This window comes from Njordella calcicola (assembly GCF_056494125.1).
The window spans coordinates 3,384,203-3,401,882 of record NZ_CM151396.1 but is presented as its reverse complement, the minus strand read 5'-3'; the positions used below and the strand labels follow the sequence as shown (position 1 = coordinate 3,401,882).

At 51.6% G+C, this 17,680-nt stretch carries 15 protein-coding genes; 4 read left to right on the top strand and 11 right to left on the bottom strand.

Annotation, left to right across the window (positions count from 1 at the left end; genetic code table 11):
• Positions 1-371: 371 nt before the first annotated feature.
• The 4 genes from SH302x_RS12905 to ahr form a co-directional block, all read right to left on the bottom strand.
• Positions 372-659, bottom strand: a complete 288-nt coding sequence (locus SH302x_RS12905) for a DUF1330 domain-containing protein (protein ID WP_479369093.1) — start codon at positions 657-659, stop codon at positions 372-374.
• Between the two features lie 46 nt (positions 660-705).
• Entirely contained in the window at positions 706-1,458 is a 753-nt protein-coding gene (locus SH302x_RS12900) for an SDR family NAD(P)-dependent oxidoreductase (RefSeq protein ID WP_479369092.1), read from the bottom strand.
• 66 nt (positions 1,459-1,524) lie between these two features.
• Positions 1,525-2,406, bottom strand: a complete 882-nt coding sequence (locus tag SH302x_RS12895; RefSeq protein ID WP_479369091.1) for an RNA polymerase sigma factor — start codon at positions 2,404-2,406, stop codon at positions 1,525-1,527.
• A gap of 36 nt (positions 2,407-2,442) precedes the next feature.
• Positions 2,443-3,432, bottom strand: a complete 990-nt coding sequence (gene ahr / locus SH302x_RS12890) for an NADPH-dependent aldehyde reductase Ahr (RefSeq protein WP_479369270.1) — start codon at positions 3,430-3,432, stop codon at positions 2,443-2,445.
• On the opposite strand from ahr, the gene SH302x_RS12885 reads away from it, so the two are divergent.
• Positions 3,328-3,579, top strand: coding sequence for a hypothetical protein (locus tag SH302x_RS12885; protein WP_479369328.1), 252 nt, complete (start codon positions 3,328-3,330; stop codon positions 3,577-3,579). The genes ahr and SH302x_RS12885 overlap by 105 nt on opposite strands.
• Positions 3,580-3,645: 66 nt before the next feature.
• Here SH302x_RS12885 and SH302x_RS12880 read toward each other — a convergent pair whose 3' ends face one another.
• The 7 genes from SH302x_RS12880 to SH302x_RS12850 all read right to left on the bottom strand — a co-directional run bounded on the left by SH302x_RS12880 (position 3,646) and on the right by SH302x_RS12850 (position 15,053).
• Complete coding sequence (locus tag SH302x_RS12880; RefSeq protein WP_479369090.1) at positions 3,646-4,980, bottom strand: LamG-like jellyroll fold domain-containing protein; 1,335 nt, start codon at positions 4,978-4,980, stop codon at positions 3,646-3,648.
• Between the two features lie 1,234 nt (positions 4,981-6,214).
• Positions 6,215-7,015 (bottom strand): GxxExxY protein, encoded by an 801-nt coding sequence (locus SH302x_RS12875; protein ID WP_479369089.1) that lies wholly within the window; start codon positions 7,013-7,015, stop codon positions 6,215-6,217.
• A 1,014-nt stretch (positions 7,016-8,029) separates the two neighbouring features.
• A complete protein-coding gene (locus SH302x_RS12870; RefSeq protein ID WP_479369088.1) occupies positions 8,030-9,676 on the bottom strand; it encodes a permease in 1,647 nt (548 codons plus the stop codon).
• A complete protein-coding gene (locus SH302x_RS12865) occupies positions 9,677-10,228 on the bottom strand; it encodes a hypothetical protein (RefSeq protein WP_479369087.1) in 552 nt (183 codons plus the stop codon).
• Positions 10,229-10,291: 63 nt separating this feature from the next.
• The gene (locus SH302x_RS12860; RefSeq protein ID WP_479369086.1) at positions 10,292-11,248 is read right to left on the bottom strand and encodes an AAA family ATPase; all 957 of its coding nucleotides are present in this window, start codon (positions 11,246-11,248) and stop codon (positions 10,292-10,294) included.
• Between the two features lie 96 nt (positions 11,249-11,344).
• On the bottom strand, positions 11,345-13,720 hold the full coding sequence (locus SH302x_RS12855) for a transglutaminase-like domain-containing protein (RefSeq protein ID WP_479369085.1): 2,376 nt from the start codon (positions 13,718-13,720) through the stop codon (positions 11,345-11,347).
• A complete protein-coding gene (locus SH302x_RS12850) occupies positions 13,701-15,053 on the bottom strand; it encodes a DUF58 domain-containing protein (RefSeq protein WP_479369084.1) in 1,353 nt (450 codons plus the stop codon). The genes SH302x_RS12855 and SH302x_RS12850 overlap by 20 nt, the downstream gene beginning before the upstream one ends.
• 278 nt (positions 15,054-15,331) lie before the next feature.
• On the opposite strand from SH302x_RS12850, the gene SH302x_RS12845 reads away from it, so the two are divergent.
• The 3 genes from SH302x_RS12845 (at position 15,332) to SH302x_RS12835 (ending at position 17,660) form a co-directional block, all read left to right on the top strand.
• On the top strand, positions 15,332-15,769 hold the full coding sequence (locus SH302x_RS12845) for a hypothetical protein (protein WP_479369083.1): 438 nt from the start codon (positions 15,332-15,334) through the stop codon (positions 15,767-15,769).
• Positions 15,770-16,014: 245 nt separating this feature from the next.
• The gene (locus SH302x_RS12840; RefSeq protein ID WP_479369082.1) at positions 16,015-17,163 is read left to right on the top strand and encodes a DUF1559 family PulG-like putative transporter; all 1,149 of its coding nucleotides are present in this window, start codon (positions 16,015-16,017) and stop codon (positions 17,161-17,163) included.
• Positions 17,164-17,252: 89 nt separating this feature from the next.
• Entirely contained in the window at positions 17,253-17,660 is a 408-nt protein-coding gene (locus SH302x_RS12835; protein ID WP_479369081.1) for a hypothetical protein, read from the top strand.
• The last annotated feature ends 20 nt before the right edge of the window (positions 17,661-17,680 follow it).

The window sequence follows — 17,680 nt, the reverse complement described above, 5'->3', positions numbered from 1 at the left end:
GCTTCCTAATCGCATACTCTCAATGGCATACCGCAACGACTCAGTTCGGCTGCCCACGACGTGTGGCTGACTAAATCAATTCCCGACGTGTGCATAAATTCGATGCAATGATATGTTGGACCTTTTGATTATAGCGGAATTCTCGGGGCAACGGGCTACAACCTGCATCAATGGGCCACAGCCAGCTTTAAAGTGATGAAAATTCACAAAGACTCGTTCACAAGTGAGACAACAAGAATTTGCTGGATCGCCAATTTAAAGGAAGCCGGCATATTATCTAAACAGCGAGTTCCCTATCGTGATGAACGCTGCTAAGCCCATCAGAACAAGCGATTGCCAAACAACCACGTCGTCTTCGTTCAATGCCAAGTCTAAGTTCCTTCGACAATCAATCCACGGTATATCGCGCCGATACGTCGGTGATTCGCAGCTTCTTGGTATGCGGAGCTGTCGTACCACTGGCGAGCCGCATCCACACTTGGGAACTCCGCGATCACCACGCCTTCCACGTCCGGCCCCTCCAGTGTCACATGGGGACCATAGGCAGAGAGCACCTTAAGCGGCACTCCTTCAAGCGTTGAAGCAACTTTGGCCCAATAGGCTTCCAACTCGGCGCGGTCGAGTGTTTGTTCGCGAATAAAAATCATGTAAGCAGGCATATTGTTTTCCTATTTGTGATGAAGTTTTGAAGTTAAATCTGAACGATCAAAGACCACCGGTCGCATGGATGATCTCGCCGGTCAGCCAACCGGAATCTTCTGATGCTAGAAATACGACGACTCGCGCGATGTCCTGCGGCGTGCCAATGCGTCCCAACGGAGTCATTCCGACAAGCGTTTTCTCAATATCGCTTCCAACGCCGTAGAGTCCCGCTTCCTTGGTGCCTTCGCTGAGTGTCGCACCCGGATTGACTGAGTTAACACGGATGCCACGCGAGGCAAGTTCTTTGGCCAGCACGCCCGTGATGGCGTCGAGGCCACTCTTACTCGCCGCATAAATTGAGAACTCGGCTGGTAATGATCGCGAGGCGGCCGATCCGATGTTGATGATGCTGCCACCTTTTGAACCAAAGTGCCTAAGCGATTCTCGGATCGTCAACAGCGGGCCAAGCAGATTGATATTCATTTCCCGATGAAACTCCGATTCCGTCATCTGCGTTAGTGGCATTGCCTGATACACGCCTGCATTATTGACCAAGATATCCATGGATCCAAATGCATTGGCCGTCCGCTCGAACATGCGGGTTACGTCCTCAGACTTCGAAACGTCACCTTGAATCGCGATCGCTTGACCGCCACCTTCAGTAATCGAACGAACAACCGCATCTGCTCCGCTTTTGTCGGACGCGTAGTTGACTGCTACGGCTGCCCCAGCCGAAGCGAGTTGGAGAGCGATGCCCGCCCCAATCCCCTTGGAAGCGCCTGTTACTAACGCTGTTTTTGATTGTAATTTAGACATGTTTTGTCCTCCTACGACTATTGACACCTTCGATGGAGAACTGTGACAAAACCCGAGCACTTTTTTTCAGTTCAGGTGCAATGTTTCGCGAAGTTTGCGTTCGTCCAACATTTTCCGCAACCAAAGAACTTGATCCTTCGGTTCGAGGAAAGGATGATCGCGAAAGATCGCCGCGTACTGCTGATCCAGGACGTCGTCGATGTGAGCGTACGTAGCAGCGGCTACGCTCCGTATCTGGCCTACACGTGAAGACAAAAATATCAAGTTGTGTGGATCGACGTGACCGGCCTCGATAAAACCCTTTGTCTTTTTTGGACAGCGGCAGGGGTTGCTCTCGTTGACAAGTCCACATTGGTTGTTCATAAATTGGTACAAGTCACGGCGCGCTCGAGATAGCGATTGCCGGAAGTTATCGGGTGACATCTCCAGAATCTCGCCGCCGACCGTGTCGCTGACACCAAACACCTCTGCCAAGATGAATATGAGTCGCTGCTTTCGATCGAGGCACAACAGCATGCCTATCGTGCAAGAGATCTTCGCTTCCTCCACCAAGAGAGGCACGTCGACTGGCACCGTCCTTGGATCGGGAAAATCGAGTTCAGGGGTGCCGTTGATGGCATCGGCATAGCTTGAGAAAGTATGACTTTCCTTTTCACCGCCGCGACGTTTCATGTTCAAGACATGGTTCGCAGTGATCCGATAAAGCCAAGTTCGGAACTTGCTTTCGCCATTGAATGTACTAAGTCGCGTGATTGCTTTGATCAAAACTTCCTGCGTGATTTCCTCAGCGTCATGAGGATGAAAGACCATGCGTAGCGCGATGTTGTAGATCCACGCTTGATGCCGAAGGATCAGTTTTTCGATCGCAGATTGGCTTCCATTTTTCGATTGTTCGATTAGTTCACAATCGGTCGATTCGTCGACAATCTCGGCAAACGGATTGTGCATGGTTGGCCCACTATTCTTTCGATTTAACGATTGAATTTAGAAGTCTGCGTCCAAAACGACTCGATAACGCGCCTTGCCAGCGGCCACATGCTCGAACGCTTCGTTAATCTCACTCATCCGAAAATGTTCCGTCTGCGGCGCGATCTTGTGCCGCGAAGCAAAGGCGAGCATGTCAGCCATGTTGACCGGCGACCCGGTCGGAGACGCACTGACGCTGGCTTGCCGCGTGAGCAGTGGAAAGACCGCGACCGGAATGGGTTCTAGAACCGCACCAACGACATGCATTCGACCATTGGGTGCTAGCGAAGCTATCAGTGAATCCCAGTCAAGCGGAACATTGACGGTAACGATTAACAAGTCAAACGATTTGGCAAGCTTTTGAATCGCATCGCTATCGCGAGTGGCGACAACATGCTGAGCCCCAAAACTTCGTGCCTCATCGAACTTGCTTTCGCTCGAGGTAAACGCTGTGACTTCGCAGCCGTACGCTGTGGCAAACTTTAACGCCATGTGACCCAAGCCGCCGATACCAATCACACCCAAGCGGCTCTTTGGCGTCGCAAACATCGCAATGGGGTTGAAGACAGTAATACCTCCGCACAGTAGTGGCCCAGCATCAGCGATGTTCAGACCTTCGGGTAGCGGGATGGCCCACGCCCAATGGGCCCGCACGGAGTTTGCGAAGCCACCGAAATGGCCAGCGATGGTCGGTTGAGCTTCGTTACAGAGATGTTGCTCGCCCGACATGCACTCGCGGCAATGCATGCAGCTTCCACAGTTCCAACCAATTCCGACTCGTTGGCCGATGGTCAATCCTTTGGCGTGCGGACCCAGCGCGGTAACGCGTCCGACGACTTCGTGTCCCAAAACGGCAGGATAAGCCGCCATGCCCCACTCGTTTTGCCACATTGAGAGGTCCGAGTGACAAACGCCGCAATGTTCGACCGCGACCTCTACTTCCTCTGGTCCCAGTGGTTGCCTGTCGAACAATTGTTTTTGGAAGGCTGCCCCGGCGGCGGACGCCACCCACGCTTGATAGTCCATTACGTATTCTCTTTCACGGAAGGCCAAGGCTTTCACGAAGCGACATTCGACATATTCGATTCCATTTCGACCAACAGACTCATCGCGCGTTCGGCCAAAGTCCTCGACGTGAACTCGATTCTATCGTAACAGTTGGCTTTTGTGAAATGAACAAGCGACGAGCAAGTTGATCGCTCCGAGATGAATGATGAACATTCAGGGGGACCGTGAGCTGGTAGATGTGGTTTGACTCACGCTTGAAAGCGTCTTAAGTTCCTTTTCACTGAGTGCTCGGTCGAACACCGCAACTCCACCTATCCAACCCGTGAAGCCGACGCTGCGCGAGCTGTGGATCACTCGACCGATCGTGAATGGCCCGCCGCTTTGCGCATCCTTCGGCGAGTACAGGTCATGTGGATACCACCAAGGGTTCAGCTTGATTGCGACAAGATCACGGGAGACTTCCTTGCCGTCTTGCAGAGTGACTTCAATCTTCGTATAGCGATGTTCATGCAGTTCTACGCGATGACCGGCCGACTCACGAATAAGCTTCACGCTCAGCGGTTGACCTTCGGGTGGATTGTAATATTGGTCCTTGGGAAAGCTTTCGTCTTCGCCATCCTGCTTACCCGGTAGCCCAGCATAATGCCCCTGCATGTAAGCGTTGTACGCATAGGAGATCAGTGTGTCCTTCTTAGGATTGTCCAGCCATCGCTCACCCGAGACTCCGTTCAACCAACCAGTGAGTTCGTCTATCTCATGGTCAAATGTCATTGCGAAACATTGCCACGAAGCATCAAGTACTTCAGCGGGCGAGTCCGCGGGCACCTCGGGGGATTGGGCAAGCGAATTGGACTTGTGCAAAGCGTACTTATTCATGAATGAGCTCGCGCCGTTCTCCGATACGTGGCCGCATGCACTTCCTTGCTTATTCAATCCAGCGAAGAGTGCATACTGCCTCTGCCCGCGTTCCACCTTCGCGATCCCGGTCGTTTCTTGCTGCTTCAAGTCGGTGCCTTCGTGCCAGATACCGGCCAGCGCGTGGTTGCCACTTTCGCGAATGGCCCACACGACTAATGAGACCGACTTTCCCGCACCCTTGATGTCAAGCGGCGTGTCATGCAGCCGTGAGCGAGGTACGAAGAGGAAAGGACGGAAATCAGGATCGGTCTCTTTGACAATGCGAATCGCGTTGCCGAAAGGACCACGACCAAGCTGTGGGAAATCTTGATATGTTGCTTCGCGCCCAGCCCGCCAGTAGTCTCGAATGTAATTCGCTGCATCGAGCGGATAGCGATTGGATTGGCCGTAAGGAACGTGGGCGATGAATCGATTCGGCTCAGTAGATTCTCGCTGCATGAAATCCCAGAACGCGACAAGACCAGGCGTACTAGTGACGGCACTGACCGCATCCGCCTGTATTCGCTCGACATCAGCAATTGACCTTTGCTCGATTAAATTGGCAGCCGATCCCTCCGTACCCTCAGCCCGAACAAAAGCTGCGAATAGGGTAAGAATAAGTAGTACCCAGGATTGCGATATGATTTTCATATGAGCTTCAAGTTTCGCGGTGATTACGAGAGAGGATTCAATCTAGTGATGATCGATCAATTTTAGTTAGTTGCGGTACGGCTGTGGATCCCCCTTGCGTATTGACTTCCATCCGATCACAACGCCGGCGCATCGGGAAGCGGTAGCGGGGCAGAACGCACGTTTTCCTACTCTGCAAAACGGGATCGTGTTGGCAGGAGAATGGGGGCAGCAGAATTTTCGGAAGCAAGCTGAAGCATTTCCAACTATTACCACTATGCCTTTCATTCTATTGCCCGGATTCTATTGCCCAGTCCATCGCGACTGGGTGCAAGAGCGGGATCATGTTTGGCAACAGAATGGGGGCAACAGAATCTTTGGAAGCAAGTTGCAGTATCTGCAACTATGGCCAATATGCTTTTCATTCTACTGCCCTGATTCTATTGCCCAATCCATCGCGATGGTGCAAATCGGGATCGTGTTTGGCAACAGAATGGGGGCAGCAGAATCTTCGGAAACAAGCTGAAGTATCTGCAACTATTACCACTATGCCTTTCATTCTCTTGCCCTGATTCTATTGCCCAATCCATCGCGACTCGGTGCAGCGGGATCATGTTTGGCAACAGAATGGGGGCAGCAGAATTTAGGAAACAAGCTGAAGTATCTGCAACTATTACCACTATGCCTTTCATTCTCTTGCCCTGATTCTATTGCCCAATCCATCGCGACTGGGTGCAAGAGCGGGATCATTTTTGGCAACAGAATGGGGGCAACAGAATCTTTGGAAGCAAGTTGCCGTATCTGCAACTATGGCCAATATGCTTTTCATTCTACTGCCCAGATTCTATTGCCCAATCCATCGCGACTCGGTGCAGCGGGATCATGTTTGGCAACAGAATGGGGGCAGCAGAATCTTTGGAAGCGGCTGAAGTATCTTCAACTATTACCACTATGCTTTTCATTCTACTGCCCTGATTCTATTGCCCAATCCATCGCGACTCGGTGCAGCGGGATCATGTTTGGCAACAGAATGGGGGCAGCAGAATCTTTGGAAGCGGCTGAAGTATCTGCAACTATTACCACTATGCTTTTCATTCTACTGCCCTGATTCTATTGCCCAATCCATCGCGACTGGTGCGAAACGGGATCATGTTGGCAGTAGAATGCGGGGCAGCAGAATTTCGGATAGCAGCAACATTCTGTCAGCTTGTCATCTACTAGGTTCGCGATCTTCTACCCCTAATAGATCTACAAGTTACACCGCAATGGTTGTTGCTTCCAAGCAGCAGCCATTTAGATTAAACCATTGAACTGCTTCGAGACCAATTGCATGCTCCAATAGGACTTGTAGGTGTCTTCGATATCGCTCTTGATTGCGAGAAAAACCAGTCACTACGAACGCCCGATCGGCATCATATATCTGCACTATGTGAGTTCCAAGCCGGTTGCCTGCAGTCTGTAGAACAATGCGTTTAAGGCAGACTGCCTCTCCTCCAAACTCATGCATTACCGCTTCGTTGTAGATCCGAAAGCTTAAGTGTGTTCCCAGGTCTAGAACTACTGCTTTCACACATTCGAGCAACCGTTCACCCTGTAGCCCTAGCGGCGCAAAATGCGACAAATCGAATGTTGCGTTGTAACGGGCTTCGGCGGGCACCACGTTCCTCAAAAGCTTGCCAATCACTTTGGATTCCCCGAAGTTGATCAATTTGACCAATTCGACATCTTGCAACATCGCGTAATGCAGGGCTTGTGCAAAGTGCTCGCGGCCTAGGCAATTCACCACCTTCAATTCGTACAACATATCGTTCACGACCAGATCAAGGTAGTAACACTTTGCAAAGGCGGCGTGAGCCAGAGTAATCTGCACTTGGGTGTGGACGTCAAGCCCCTCGGCACGAAGTCTTGATGCTAAGTCATTCTCATAAACACGCTCGTCAAAGAGTCGACCAAAATGATTCTGCGTGGCATAAGCGCACCTCATCACCGTAGCGTCAATATCCGAGAATTCCTTGTTACTTATGCATCGAAGTTTGAGTGAGTGACTAATTGGCATAGCTAGGAGTGCCGCAGGAATCATTGTTAATGTGCAGAAACCAACTAAAAATGATAATCCTAGCTAGCAAATCGCGTCAACTTCCCAGGCCGCTACTTCCGCTGCCCAATCCATCGCGGCTGAGTGCAGAGGTACCGTGATTGGCAGGAGAATGCGGGGCAGCAGAATTTACGGAAGCAAGCTGCAGTATCTGCAACTATTACCACTATGCTTTTCATTCTATTGCCCTGATTCTCCTGCCCAATCCATCGCGACTGGGTGCGAAACGGAATCATGTTTGGCAGGAGAATGGGGGCAGCAGAATTTTCGGAAGCAAGCTGAAGCATCTCCAACTATTACCACTATGCCTTTCATTCTATTGCCCTGATTCTATTGCCCAGTCCAATCGCGACTGGGTGCAAGAGCGGGAGCATGTTTGGCAAAAAAATTGGGGGCAGCAGAATCTTCGGAAGCAAGTTGCAGTATCTGCAACTATGGCCAATATGCTTTTCATTCTACTGCCCTGATTCTATTGCCCAATCCATCGCGATGGTGCAAATCGGGATCGTGTTTGGCAACAGAATGGGGGCAGCAGAATCTTCGGAAGCAAGCTACAGTATTTCCAACTGTTGCCACTATGCTTTTCATTCTACTGCCCAGATTCTATTGCCCAATCCATCGCGACTCGGTGCAGCGGGATCATTTTTGGCAACAGAATGGGGGCAACAGAATCTTTGGAAGCAAGTTGCCGTATCTGCAACTATGGCCAATATGCTTTTCATTCTACTGCCCTGATTCTATTGCCCAATCCATCGCGATGGTGCAAATCGGGATCGTGTTTGGCAACAGAATGGGGGCAGCAGAATCTTCGGAAGCAAGCTACAGTATTTCCAACTGTTGCCACTATGCTTTTCATTCTACTGCCCAGATTCTCCTGCCCAATCCATTGCGATGGTAGCAGGCAGTCTCCCACTGCCGTCAGATGAAAGGTTGTTACGGCACACGAAGTGTTTCTTCTACCTTCGCGCACTCCTGCTACTGGCGATAACATTCACTAATCTTTAGACTGGTTCGACTTAATCGACCAATGAGCTCTTGGATTTCTTTGCGATCGTGCGCATGGTTGGGATGCGTGTGAGAACCTCCTTCTTCTTCTACATGAGACGCCCGGCCAGCCGCTTCTTTCTCATGCTCCAATGCATGCTCCAGCAACTCCAACTGCTTACGCAAAATAAAGGTCTGCATCCGCTGGTACCTCCGCAACTCGAAGGTACGCAAATAAGTTCCAACCTCTAGCTTACGCGACCACTCTTCCCATATCGGGATCCAATGCAACGCAACATCGATCTCACCCCCCAACGCACCACTCAATGCCTCTGCTTTGGCAACCTGGATCTCTTTCAAGACTTCGCTCGGGGCAGGATAATAAGCATAACAACCAACACCGCTTAAAACCACTAAGCCAACTAGACAAGTCAGTCCTACCACCGATGGAGGTATGATCGTTCCAAGCTTGCCCTGCCCCTCTGGACTAGCGTCAACAAAAACCCAGCGGTCCATCGCGTTGTTGCTGCCCATCACACGCAACACGATCCCTCCCACTAGCAAAACCGCTAACGATCGCAGGCTAAATCGAGTTGCAAAATCACCTGCCTCCAAGACCGTCGTGCGAACTAAATCGAGATCGATCGCTTGGCCTTGGTGAAACGGGTTGGTGTAAACATCAAAGGCATGTGTATGCCCGGCTGGTTCCACTCCTTTAGGTATCAAGGGTTTATCAATGGCATATGCACAACCAAGCACGATGACGATCAAAGCAGTAAACCATACTGCTGTTTGTCGCCAACCGTAACTGATCGCAATCCATAGGATGGTCGCTAAGTTTAGGCCTGCCCCCAATGTCAACAAGCAAAAGGCGGCGCCTGGCGAATTGCCGTGCGCAAACATCATCCCTAACTGACTCATAATCAACATGGGCGTGGAGTAGATCGGCACGGCAGCCACCCCCATGGTCAGCGGAGCTAACGGATCGTTCTGTTCGACCGAAGTCTGCAACGCTCCATGCGGCAAAAACGTCCCAAGAGCAACAATGCCTAACGCAGCAAGTAAACTCAACGCGCCGGTCAGTCCAAATAGCTCTCGACACATCAAGACCGCGCACGCTGCGATGCGTTTTGTTCCATAAGATACTTTATCATCGTTCAGCTCGCTCCCCTCTCGTGGACTTAAAGTCGCCGTGTGAGCCGTGACAGCCATCAACGACGCTCGACGCGCATAGCGGTCCCAGATCAATCCCAGCAAGGTTACTACGATCAAAGAACCGAGGATAAATCCGATGATGACTGACGGTTGCGAAAGTGTTAGTCCGTAGAGCAATGAGAGCGGATTGAAAAGCGGAGCTGAAAGTGCAAATGCCGTGATGGCCCCAGGACGCAGTTTGGCGCGATGCATCTCTCTTAAAATAGGGATGACACCGATGGAACACACCGGTAGCAACATGCCAACCAACCAGGATTGTGGAAGCGATCGAATTGAATCGCCACCAAACAATTTATGCATGCCGTGCTGGCCGAGGAAATATCGAAACAAGGCCGCGATAAACAATCCCACCAGTAGCGTCGGTGCTGCAAGTATCAGCGTTTGTAAGCCGCGTGTCAGGCCGCCCAGGAGCATCACTTCCATTTAATTACTCTCCACTAGCGATACTTGGTCGCTTGACAGAATTTGTTGCGTTTGATTAAGTCGTTCGGCGAGACCGTTCAAGACTTTCACGTCGGAATCGACAAAGTTTTTGGTTCGCTGCAGCGATTTGACGGCGGCATCGCACTCATCGGCCAGTTGGTTCCACTGAGCTTCGGTCAATTCCGTTTCGGCGGCAACTTCCGGGATCCATCCAATCATTTCAATCAAATCACCTTTGGCCATTGTTTGCGCTGATTCAAGCGCTTTGTATGCGGTAAGTGTCTGCTCGATCCGACTGGCCGCTTGGCTAAGGCTGTGCGGCCAATTCTTAGGTAACTCATGATCGTGCTCAAACAACGAAGCTTGCTCCTTGCCGCATCCAAGGAACAATCCCAGCGAAATGAGAATTGCCAGATAAGGCCAAATCAGGCGAGGGTGCAGAATCGCAACGCTTTGAGAACGCGTTCTGCAAAGGTCGATCCTTCTGCTGCGCAATGCCTTAAGGGTATAGGTACACGTTCGCGTGGTTGTCATAGGTGGCTTGGTAGGCATAACTATTGCTCGTGATGGAACCTTCAACTCATTGGTATTTCGATTGTACGGTGAAAGACCTGATCAATATGCAGGTACTGGGACTGACTCCAAGATATCGCTCATCACTTGGTTGACTCGCTGATGCCGTGTCACCAAACGCACGCTGGTCACAGGCATAGCGACCTCTTGAATGTCCGCGGGGCTCACAAAATCGCGGCCGTGCAGTACCGCCCAACCGCGGGCGACTTGTTGCCAGATCAGCATCCCGCGCGGGCTGATTCCTAATTCTACCGATTCATGACTACGCGTTCGGTCGCACAACTCGACAAGATACTTTTGAACGCGAACGTCTACATGTACTTCTTGCACTTCACGCTGCAGGTTATCGAGCAACTCCATGTTCAACATGGCTGCTCCAGCCGATTCATTCGATAGATGCGTTTTGGATGAAGCTAGAATCGCTAGCTGCGCTTCTTGATTAGGATATCCAATCTCCAGCTTCATTGCGAAACGGTCCAACTGAGCTTCCGGCAGCGGATAAGCCCCATGGCTATCAATTGGATTCTGCGTCGCAATAACAAAGAACGATTTAGCAAGTGGCCGCGTTTGCCCATCTATGGTCACCTGACGTTCGGCCATCGCTTCGAACAGCGCACTCTGGGTACGCGGTGTAGTTCGGTTCAATTCGTCCGCCAACAGAATCTCAGCGAAAACAGGTCCCGGATGAAATTCAAATTCACGCGTCTTCTGATTGAATAGATTAAATCCAGTTACATCCGTCGGCAATAAGTCTGGCGTACACTGCACTCGAGCGAACTTCGCTCCGAAACATCCCGCGATCGCTTTGGCCAACGTCGTTTTGCCCAACCCCGGCAGATCGTCCAACAACAGATGGCCCCGCGATAGCAGACAGGCCAGTACCAGTTCAATCTTGTCTTGTTTACCGAGCAGCACTTCATTGAGTCGCTGCCGCAGTTGCGCAAGTATGCCTGAGGTATCAAGCCGAACTGCAGTTGGTGGTTTGTGGGGGATGGTCATCGGTTTCTAAGGATAATTTCTATGACAAGGCGAAGTACGAGGCGTTGTTGTTAAAACCTATGTGGTTAGTGAATCCGATGCTGCATCGATTCCAGATCAGTCGCGACGCAATCGATTAATGGTTAACTCACGCCACAGTTGATTCATGGCATTTTGACCTAACACGGATATGTGCTGACCGCGGCCAAACGCCAATCGATCCGCTTCGTTAAAAAACGCCGACAGTGCGTCCTGCAATTGTCCTGCGGCAGGCGTTTCATGTTTGATCCAAGTTTGTAACAGTGCCCCTGGCGGCCGAGTTTTGCCCGCGAATGCTAAACGTCGATCCAGCAGCCATGTAAGCTGCCGAACCTTTCGAGCATCGCTAGACCAACTAGCGGCATACCACAACAATCGGCAGTATAGCTCAAACAGAATGCGTCGACAGGCGTAGAGGGCCAGGCTGCAGACAACTATCACCAACGCTGCTGCATATATCCAAGCACTGGCCTCTTTGATGCGATACCAGAGCCCCTTGCGATAATCTGGTTGAGCGAACGTGGGAGTGGGCTCGATGGGAATCCATTGATTGTTTCCCAAGTGGATCTCGATCCAAGCGTGTACATCTTCTTTAGCAATCGCAACCTCTTTTGCAGACGCACTCAAGAATCGTGGTCGAACATAAAAACCCGTGGCAAACCTGGTTTCATAGCCCAACTCACGCAATAAAAGTGCCGCTGCCGTTGCGAAATGATAATCGCTGCCTGCTTTCAGCGCAACAAACTGCTCCATCGGATCCGATTCCTCCATACGCGAAGTTTGGCCGTTGTCCTGCTCAGCCTTCTGTGATTCATCGTTTTGGGGCTGGTCGCTAGCAACCGGATCGGTCAGTTGGAAATGAGCTCGCAGGAACTCGGTCACCGCATTTACTTGCTTCCATCCCGGCGCATACTCCTTGGTGGACTGAAAGGCCATCGTTTTTAATTGTTGCAGCCACTTGGGCGCATCGGTTTGTTCTCGCGGATGACGAGGTTGAAAACTAGCAAGCAGCGAGTCAATGGCGTCCAAGTCCATATCACGATTCACAAAGCGAATCATCGTATAGTCGGGGATATGTTCGCGATCGGTCATCAACAAGCAACTGCCGTCTTGAAGGCCAAAAAAATCCGGTCGATCCACTAGGTCAATGCTCCACATCGAAATACTTGCCTCGGTGGGAATCACCGGAGTGCGGTAGTTCACGAACTTGAGTGCTTCGTTTCGCGGGCCAAAAAATGGCGGCGATCGCAGCGGATCGCGATGAGTATAAGGCCAATGGAACCAAGTTTGCTCGCCAATCTTGCGGCCGCTTGGCTGCCATTGGTCCAGCATCGATGATCCATTGGAAACCCAATCGGTACCATCAAAGTTTTCATAGCGTGCAGCGCCTAGCAAGACGTTGCTGCGCCCAGACCAAAACATCAAAGCACTGGATTGCAAGTCATTGAGCTTGGCAAACGATTTTGGTTTAACACGGTCGATAGAAAAGGACTCACTTGAACGCTTCCCTTCGGATAGCTTGGCATCCTGCTCACGCACTTGACTAGCGTCTAGCGATTGGGCACGTTGAAACTTCTTCTTCTTTCGCGGTTCGCCATACTGCTCACTAAATAGGTCATACAAGCTTGGCTCGGGCGAATCAACGAACAGGTCAGTGTCGACATTTCCAAAAGAGTTCGCGGTATTTCTAGCGGCGACGAGTGCTTCGCCATCACCCACTCCGCTTCGTGCCGACGAGTCGCGGTAACTGCTGCCACCACTTGTTGGCATTAGTTCCATTTGCAATTGTCGCAGCATTGGAGCATTGCGTGCAGCGAGCAGAGCGGTTAATGCAAACAATAGCCCGCCGACCAGCAACACGTTGGTGCGTAGTATTTTCGGACGCTGGACGTTGATCACTGCGGTCGTCGCGATGGTTTCCCAATGATTGGCAACTAGCCACCACATGCATAACGTCCCCCAGACACCAGCCGGAATTAAGGCAGCGGAGAAATCTGCCATGCTGGTTATGAATAGGGTCATGAATCCACTGCATACCACCGACAACGCCAATGAACGGGTTTGCGTTGCCAGCAGAGCGACCGAGAGACTAAACCACGCGAAACTGCTCAGTGCATTGACCTCGGCACCGTTGCCATATCCAAGACTCCGCGATAATGCGTTCAGCAACCAAGGCAGCAGAATGGCCAAAGCGTATACAATGCCGCGAAAATGATTGCTGGCTGAACGCGAACGGTCCGATACGGCCAGCCAAGCACAACCGCTAGCCAACAGTATGATTTCCAAATTCATCAACCATTGCAAATCGTATCGAGCGCGAACCAAGTAAAGTGAGCAGACGGCAGTGATCGCCATCGCGAGCACTCCGTTACGACGGCGCGTGGAAAGCCCAAACGCATTGCTTGCCATGGTGGAAGAAGTTGGCGTTTGACGCTCAAGCAAGTTGCTTACCATGGCAGGCCTCTTCGAGGAAGACTTGAATTTGGTAAGGCAATTCCGGACCGATAGTGACAACGGCTTCAAAATGGACTGGTTCAGCAAACTTGCCACTAGCTTGTCGATGATAAGTCAACCGCATCTGATTAGGCGGCAGTGGATCGCCTTGAGGATTGCACGCTTCAATCGCAATTTGGTTGCTTGTAGACGCAGCCCTCATGGCCATCGACTTCATCGATACGCTGTTGTGCGCAGCAGGTGTATTCGAAACGCTGGCGGCGTAGGCATCCAATGGGATCTCTGTCAAAACATTCAGGGCAGATTTTAATGTCTGGCCGGTGGCCTGGGACACTGAGGCACGATGTGCGCCGAAGTCGACTCCGGTCCCATCGAGCTTTAATTGAAAGGTGGTGTGTTGATCGGTGAGCAGTTTAGCGATCGTGGCTGCGACGCGAACGCGCCAAGCGAGATGATAACGCGCCTCCAAGGCCCTGCCCAAGGACCTAGCCAGCGAAAGCTTCAGCGAAACCGTTTGTTCCATGGGCTGAGTGCGCTCACACACAACGAGGTCGCCAGTGCGAGCGGTTTGAACCCAATGCACGCTTTTCAAAGAATCGCCACGGCGGAATGGCCGAACACCTAGATACTCGCCAGAGCCTCCAGATTTGCGTCCCGTACCAATACCCGTCATGCGTCGGCCATCCCATTCTAGATTCGCTGTGGTTCCAATTTGCATCGGCCTTACGGTCAACGACTGGGTGGTATCCAGCGGACGGCGCGCGGTCCAAATCCCGAATGGAAATGCACAGGAAACGAACACTTGGCCCGCCGGATAGTGTCCGCGAAATTCTGGTGTGATCGGCAGATGATAGCTGGCTTGGCTAAGTGCCGGGGCACAAGCCAAACCCGTATCCTCGCGACGGAAGTTTGCAACCGACTCATCGGTTTGGCCAAAAGCAACCGGCGGCAGCGGCGTGGATAAATAGCCTTCCACCAGCAACCCCCAGATTGGAATCGGAAGCCGATTCTTTACGGATAGAATAAGGTGAGTGGGTTCACCTTCTTCAATTTCGGATAGCTGCGGGCGTAGCGTTACGGTGGAAGTCCGAATCGCCAGCCACGGGAACGCGAGTCCAAGCAGCGCGACGCCAGTCAAGCCACCTGCGATTGCCCAGGCCCGCGGGTTCAAGTAGATGCCGACCAGCATGCTCGCGGCGATTGCCAGTACAAACCACCCAATCGGTTGCTTTAACCAATAGACATAGCGGTTCGCGTTGGGGCAAAAGTCGTGGTTGAGAAAACCACTGAGCCGGGCAAGGCGTGTTCGGACGGACAGCAAAAGGTTAGACATGACGGTTTTCTGAAGCTGTTCTCAGCGCGAAGCGGTTAACAATTGGACAATTTCCAGAAAACCATCAATTTGCAAAACTCTGCACCTATCTTTTGCACTTGTTGTGCGTTTACAATACGCACATACTTATTCTAAGTTCAATGCGGCGAACTGAAATAGCGCAGCGTTGGATTTTGCAGCTTTGTCGTGCGGGAACCCAGCCGCAGCGAGCTAGGCTGAGTAAGTAAAGCGATATTCCTATAACCTTTAGTCCATCGTCTCCGACTTCGAGACACCTCATGTTGCGTCTGGCTCGTCCTGCGTTCGTCCATTTTCTGATAGCGATGCTCATTGCTGGGCAGTTCGCAGTTTGGGCGCACGTAGCAGAACATCACCAGCATCATGCAATCGCGGCGCAGCCGATGGCACAGCAGCAGGAACTTGGGAGATGTGGTCATCATGGCTGCACTGTACGCACCGCGGCTGAGCGAGCAGACGAAAAGCAAGCAGCGGCTGAGAAGCTAGCACAGGAGCGTTCGCACGAGCAACAACAGCCGCACGATTCGGATGACTGTGTAGTATGTCATTTAATGTTAATGCCTGCCGGATTTGGCGGATCCGAACTCGAGGTCGATTTATCGCCAGTGTCGCTTCCATTGGAAGCAACTTCATTACAGTTCTGCCCAGAACTATCTTTTGTACGTTGGTTTGAAACTCGCGGACCGCCTACGGTTTAGCTTCGAATTGGTTTGCACTGTTGATTGCTTTGGGATTCCAAGCCATTGACATTGGGACTGGTCGCTATCGGCTACTTTGCTTTGATCCTTGCGTTTGCTCTGCCTTGTGAGGCGAGTCGATCTGGATCCGACCAATCTAGAACAGGCTGTCGAGCAAGGCAGAGTTTTCGCGGGATTGAACATGTTTTTCGTCGGTAGCTGACATTGATGATGAAGCGCACGGAGCCGAAGGGATTGTGATGATTATGAACCGAAGTTTTAACACCCAAGTGGTTTACAAATTGGCAATGAAGAACCGCAACGTGGGTTTTACGTTGGTGGAGCTGTTAGTGGTGATTGCGATCATCGGAGTTTTGGCGGGCCTGTTGCTGCCAGCGATTCATAACGCGCGGGAGTCCGCTCGAAAAATTCAGTGTACCAGCAACCTTCGTCAGATCGTGTTGGCAACACATACTTATGAAGAAGCGTTCGGAAGTTTTCCGACAAACTTTACAGGTTGCGGGAACACAGCAGGGGGAACCGGCAGCGGCTTTTATAGTTGGCTGGCTCAGATTTTGCCCTTTGTCGACGAGCGGCCGCTGCACAGTTCGATCGATTTCAAACTGCCGCTGGCGGATAGACCGTTTTACGGCCGAACGACGGACTACAAAAGGTACCGCATTCCAGCCAGTCATCCGAATGCCAGAGCCGCATCAACGATGGTGCCCGTGTTTTTGTGCCCCTCGGAACCTGAGCGACGCGTTCAGGTGCATGGCGAGGAGCGATTAGCACCAGGCAGCTACGTTGGTAATGTCGGTTGGCCATTGGGTTCGTCGCTACCAGGTGGCACACCTGTTCTACAACAGAACGGTTTCATCGGATTGAGCCATCCGGGCGTAGAGAACACTTGGCAGAAAGAGCGAGTCAGCTTTTCGGACTTGACCGACGGTGCATCAAACACTGCGGCAATCTCTGAACGTGTGATCGCTAAGACAGTCGTGGTGCGATCGGCTTGGGGTGGGCAATACATTGCTTCTGGTACGCCAGACCGCATGCAATCGTATTGCGGTGGATCTATGACCCCACGTGCATTAGATCGATGGGTTACGTATTGCGGTGGAGTTGATCATGGTGATCCTGCTTATTCGGTCAAGCATGGCCACTCATGGATGACCGGCTGGTCTTTTGCCGCGAATACTTATATGCACGTCATGCCTCCCAATAAACGCAACTGCCATATTTATGGTGGCGAGTTCGATGGCAATAACATCGTCACGCCCAGCAGCTATCACCTGAGCGGACTGCATGTCGCGATGGCCGACGGCCGCGTTGATTTTCGATCGGAATCGATCGATATGCGTATTTGGTGGAGCATGGGCAGTGTCAATGACGGCGTGCGAGGTGTAGAGCAGTGATCTGCAACTGCCGAATACTAACCGTTGGCTTGATTGCACTTTTCACGACTGGCTGCGCTGCGCCAAGGAATGAAGCTGCAACTCGTGTCTTGACTCAATTGTTAGGCAGTACTGACGATTCGGTCGAAGTGGTCTATGCCGAAACGCAGCCGCCGCTCGACCAAGTTAATGATGCCGAAGAGCTGAGTAAGGGGACTTGGATCGCTTTGTCTTTATCGCCTTTGAAGACGCCCGTTGCACGAACCGCTAGCGGACAAGTTGACCAGTCGACTAAATCTGCGGAGCACTCTGTATCGATCATTTCAAGCGATGCAATAAAAAGTTTTGTCGCGGCAAGTTATGCGAAAGCAGACTCGCTGCCTGCGGTGAGCAAAGAGGAGGCCACTTGTGTTGAATGGCAGACCGATGCTCACCATTTCCGCCTTCGAGAATGCCAGACCGACAACCGTTGGCTGAGCGTGCTTGAGGTTTTTCCAAATGAACATTTTCTTCCTTGATTTCTATATTTAGAAGGTTT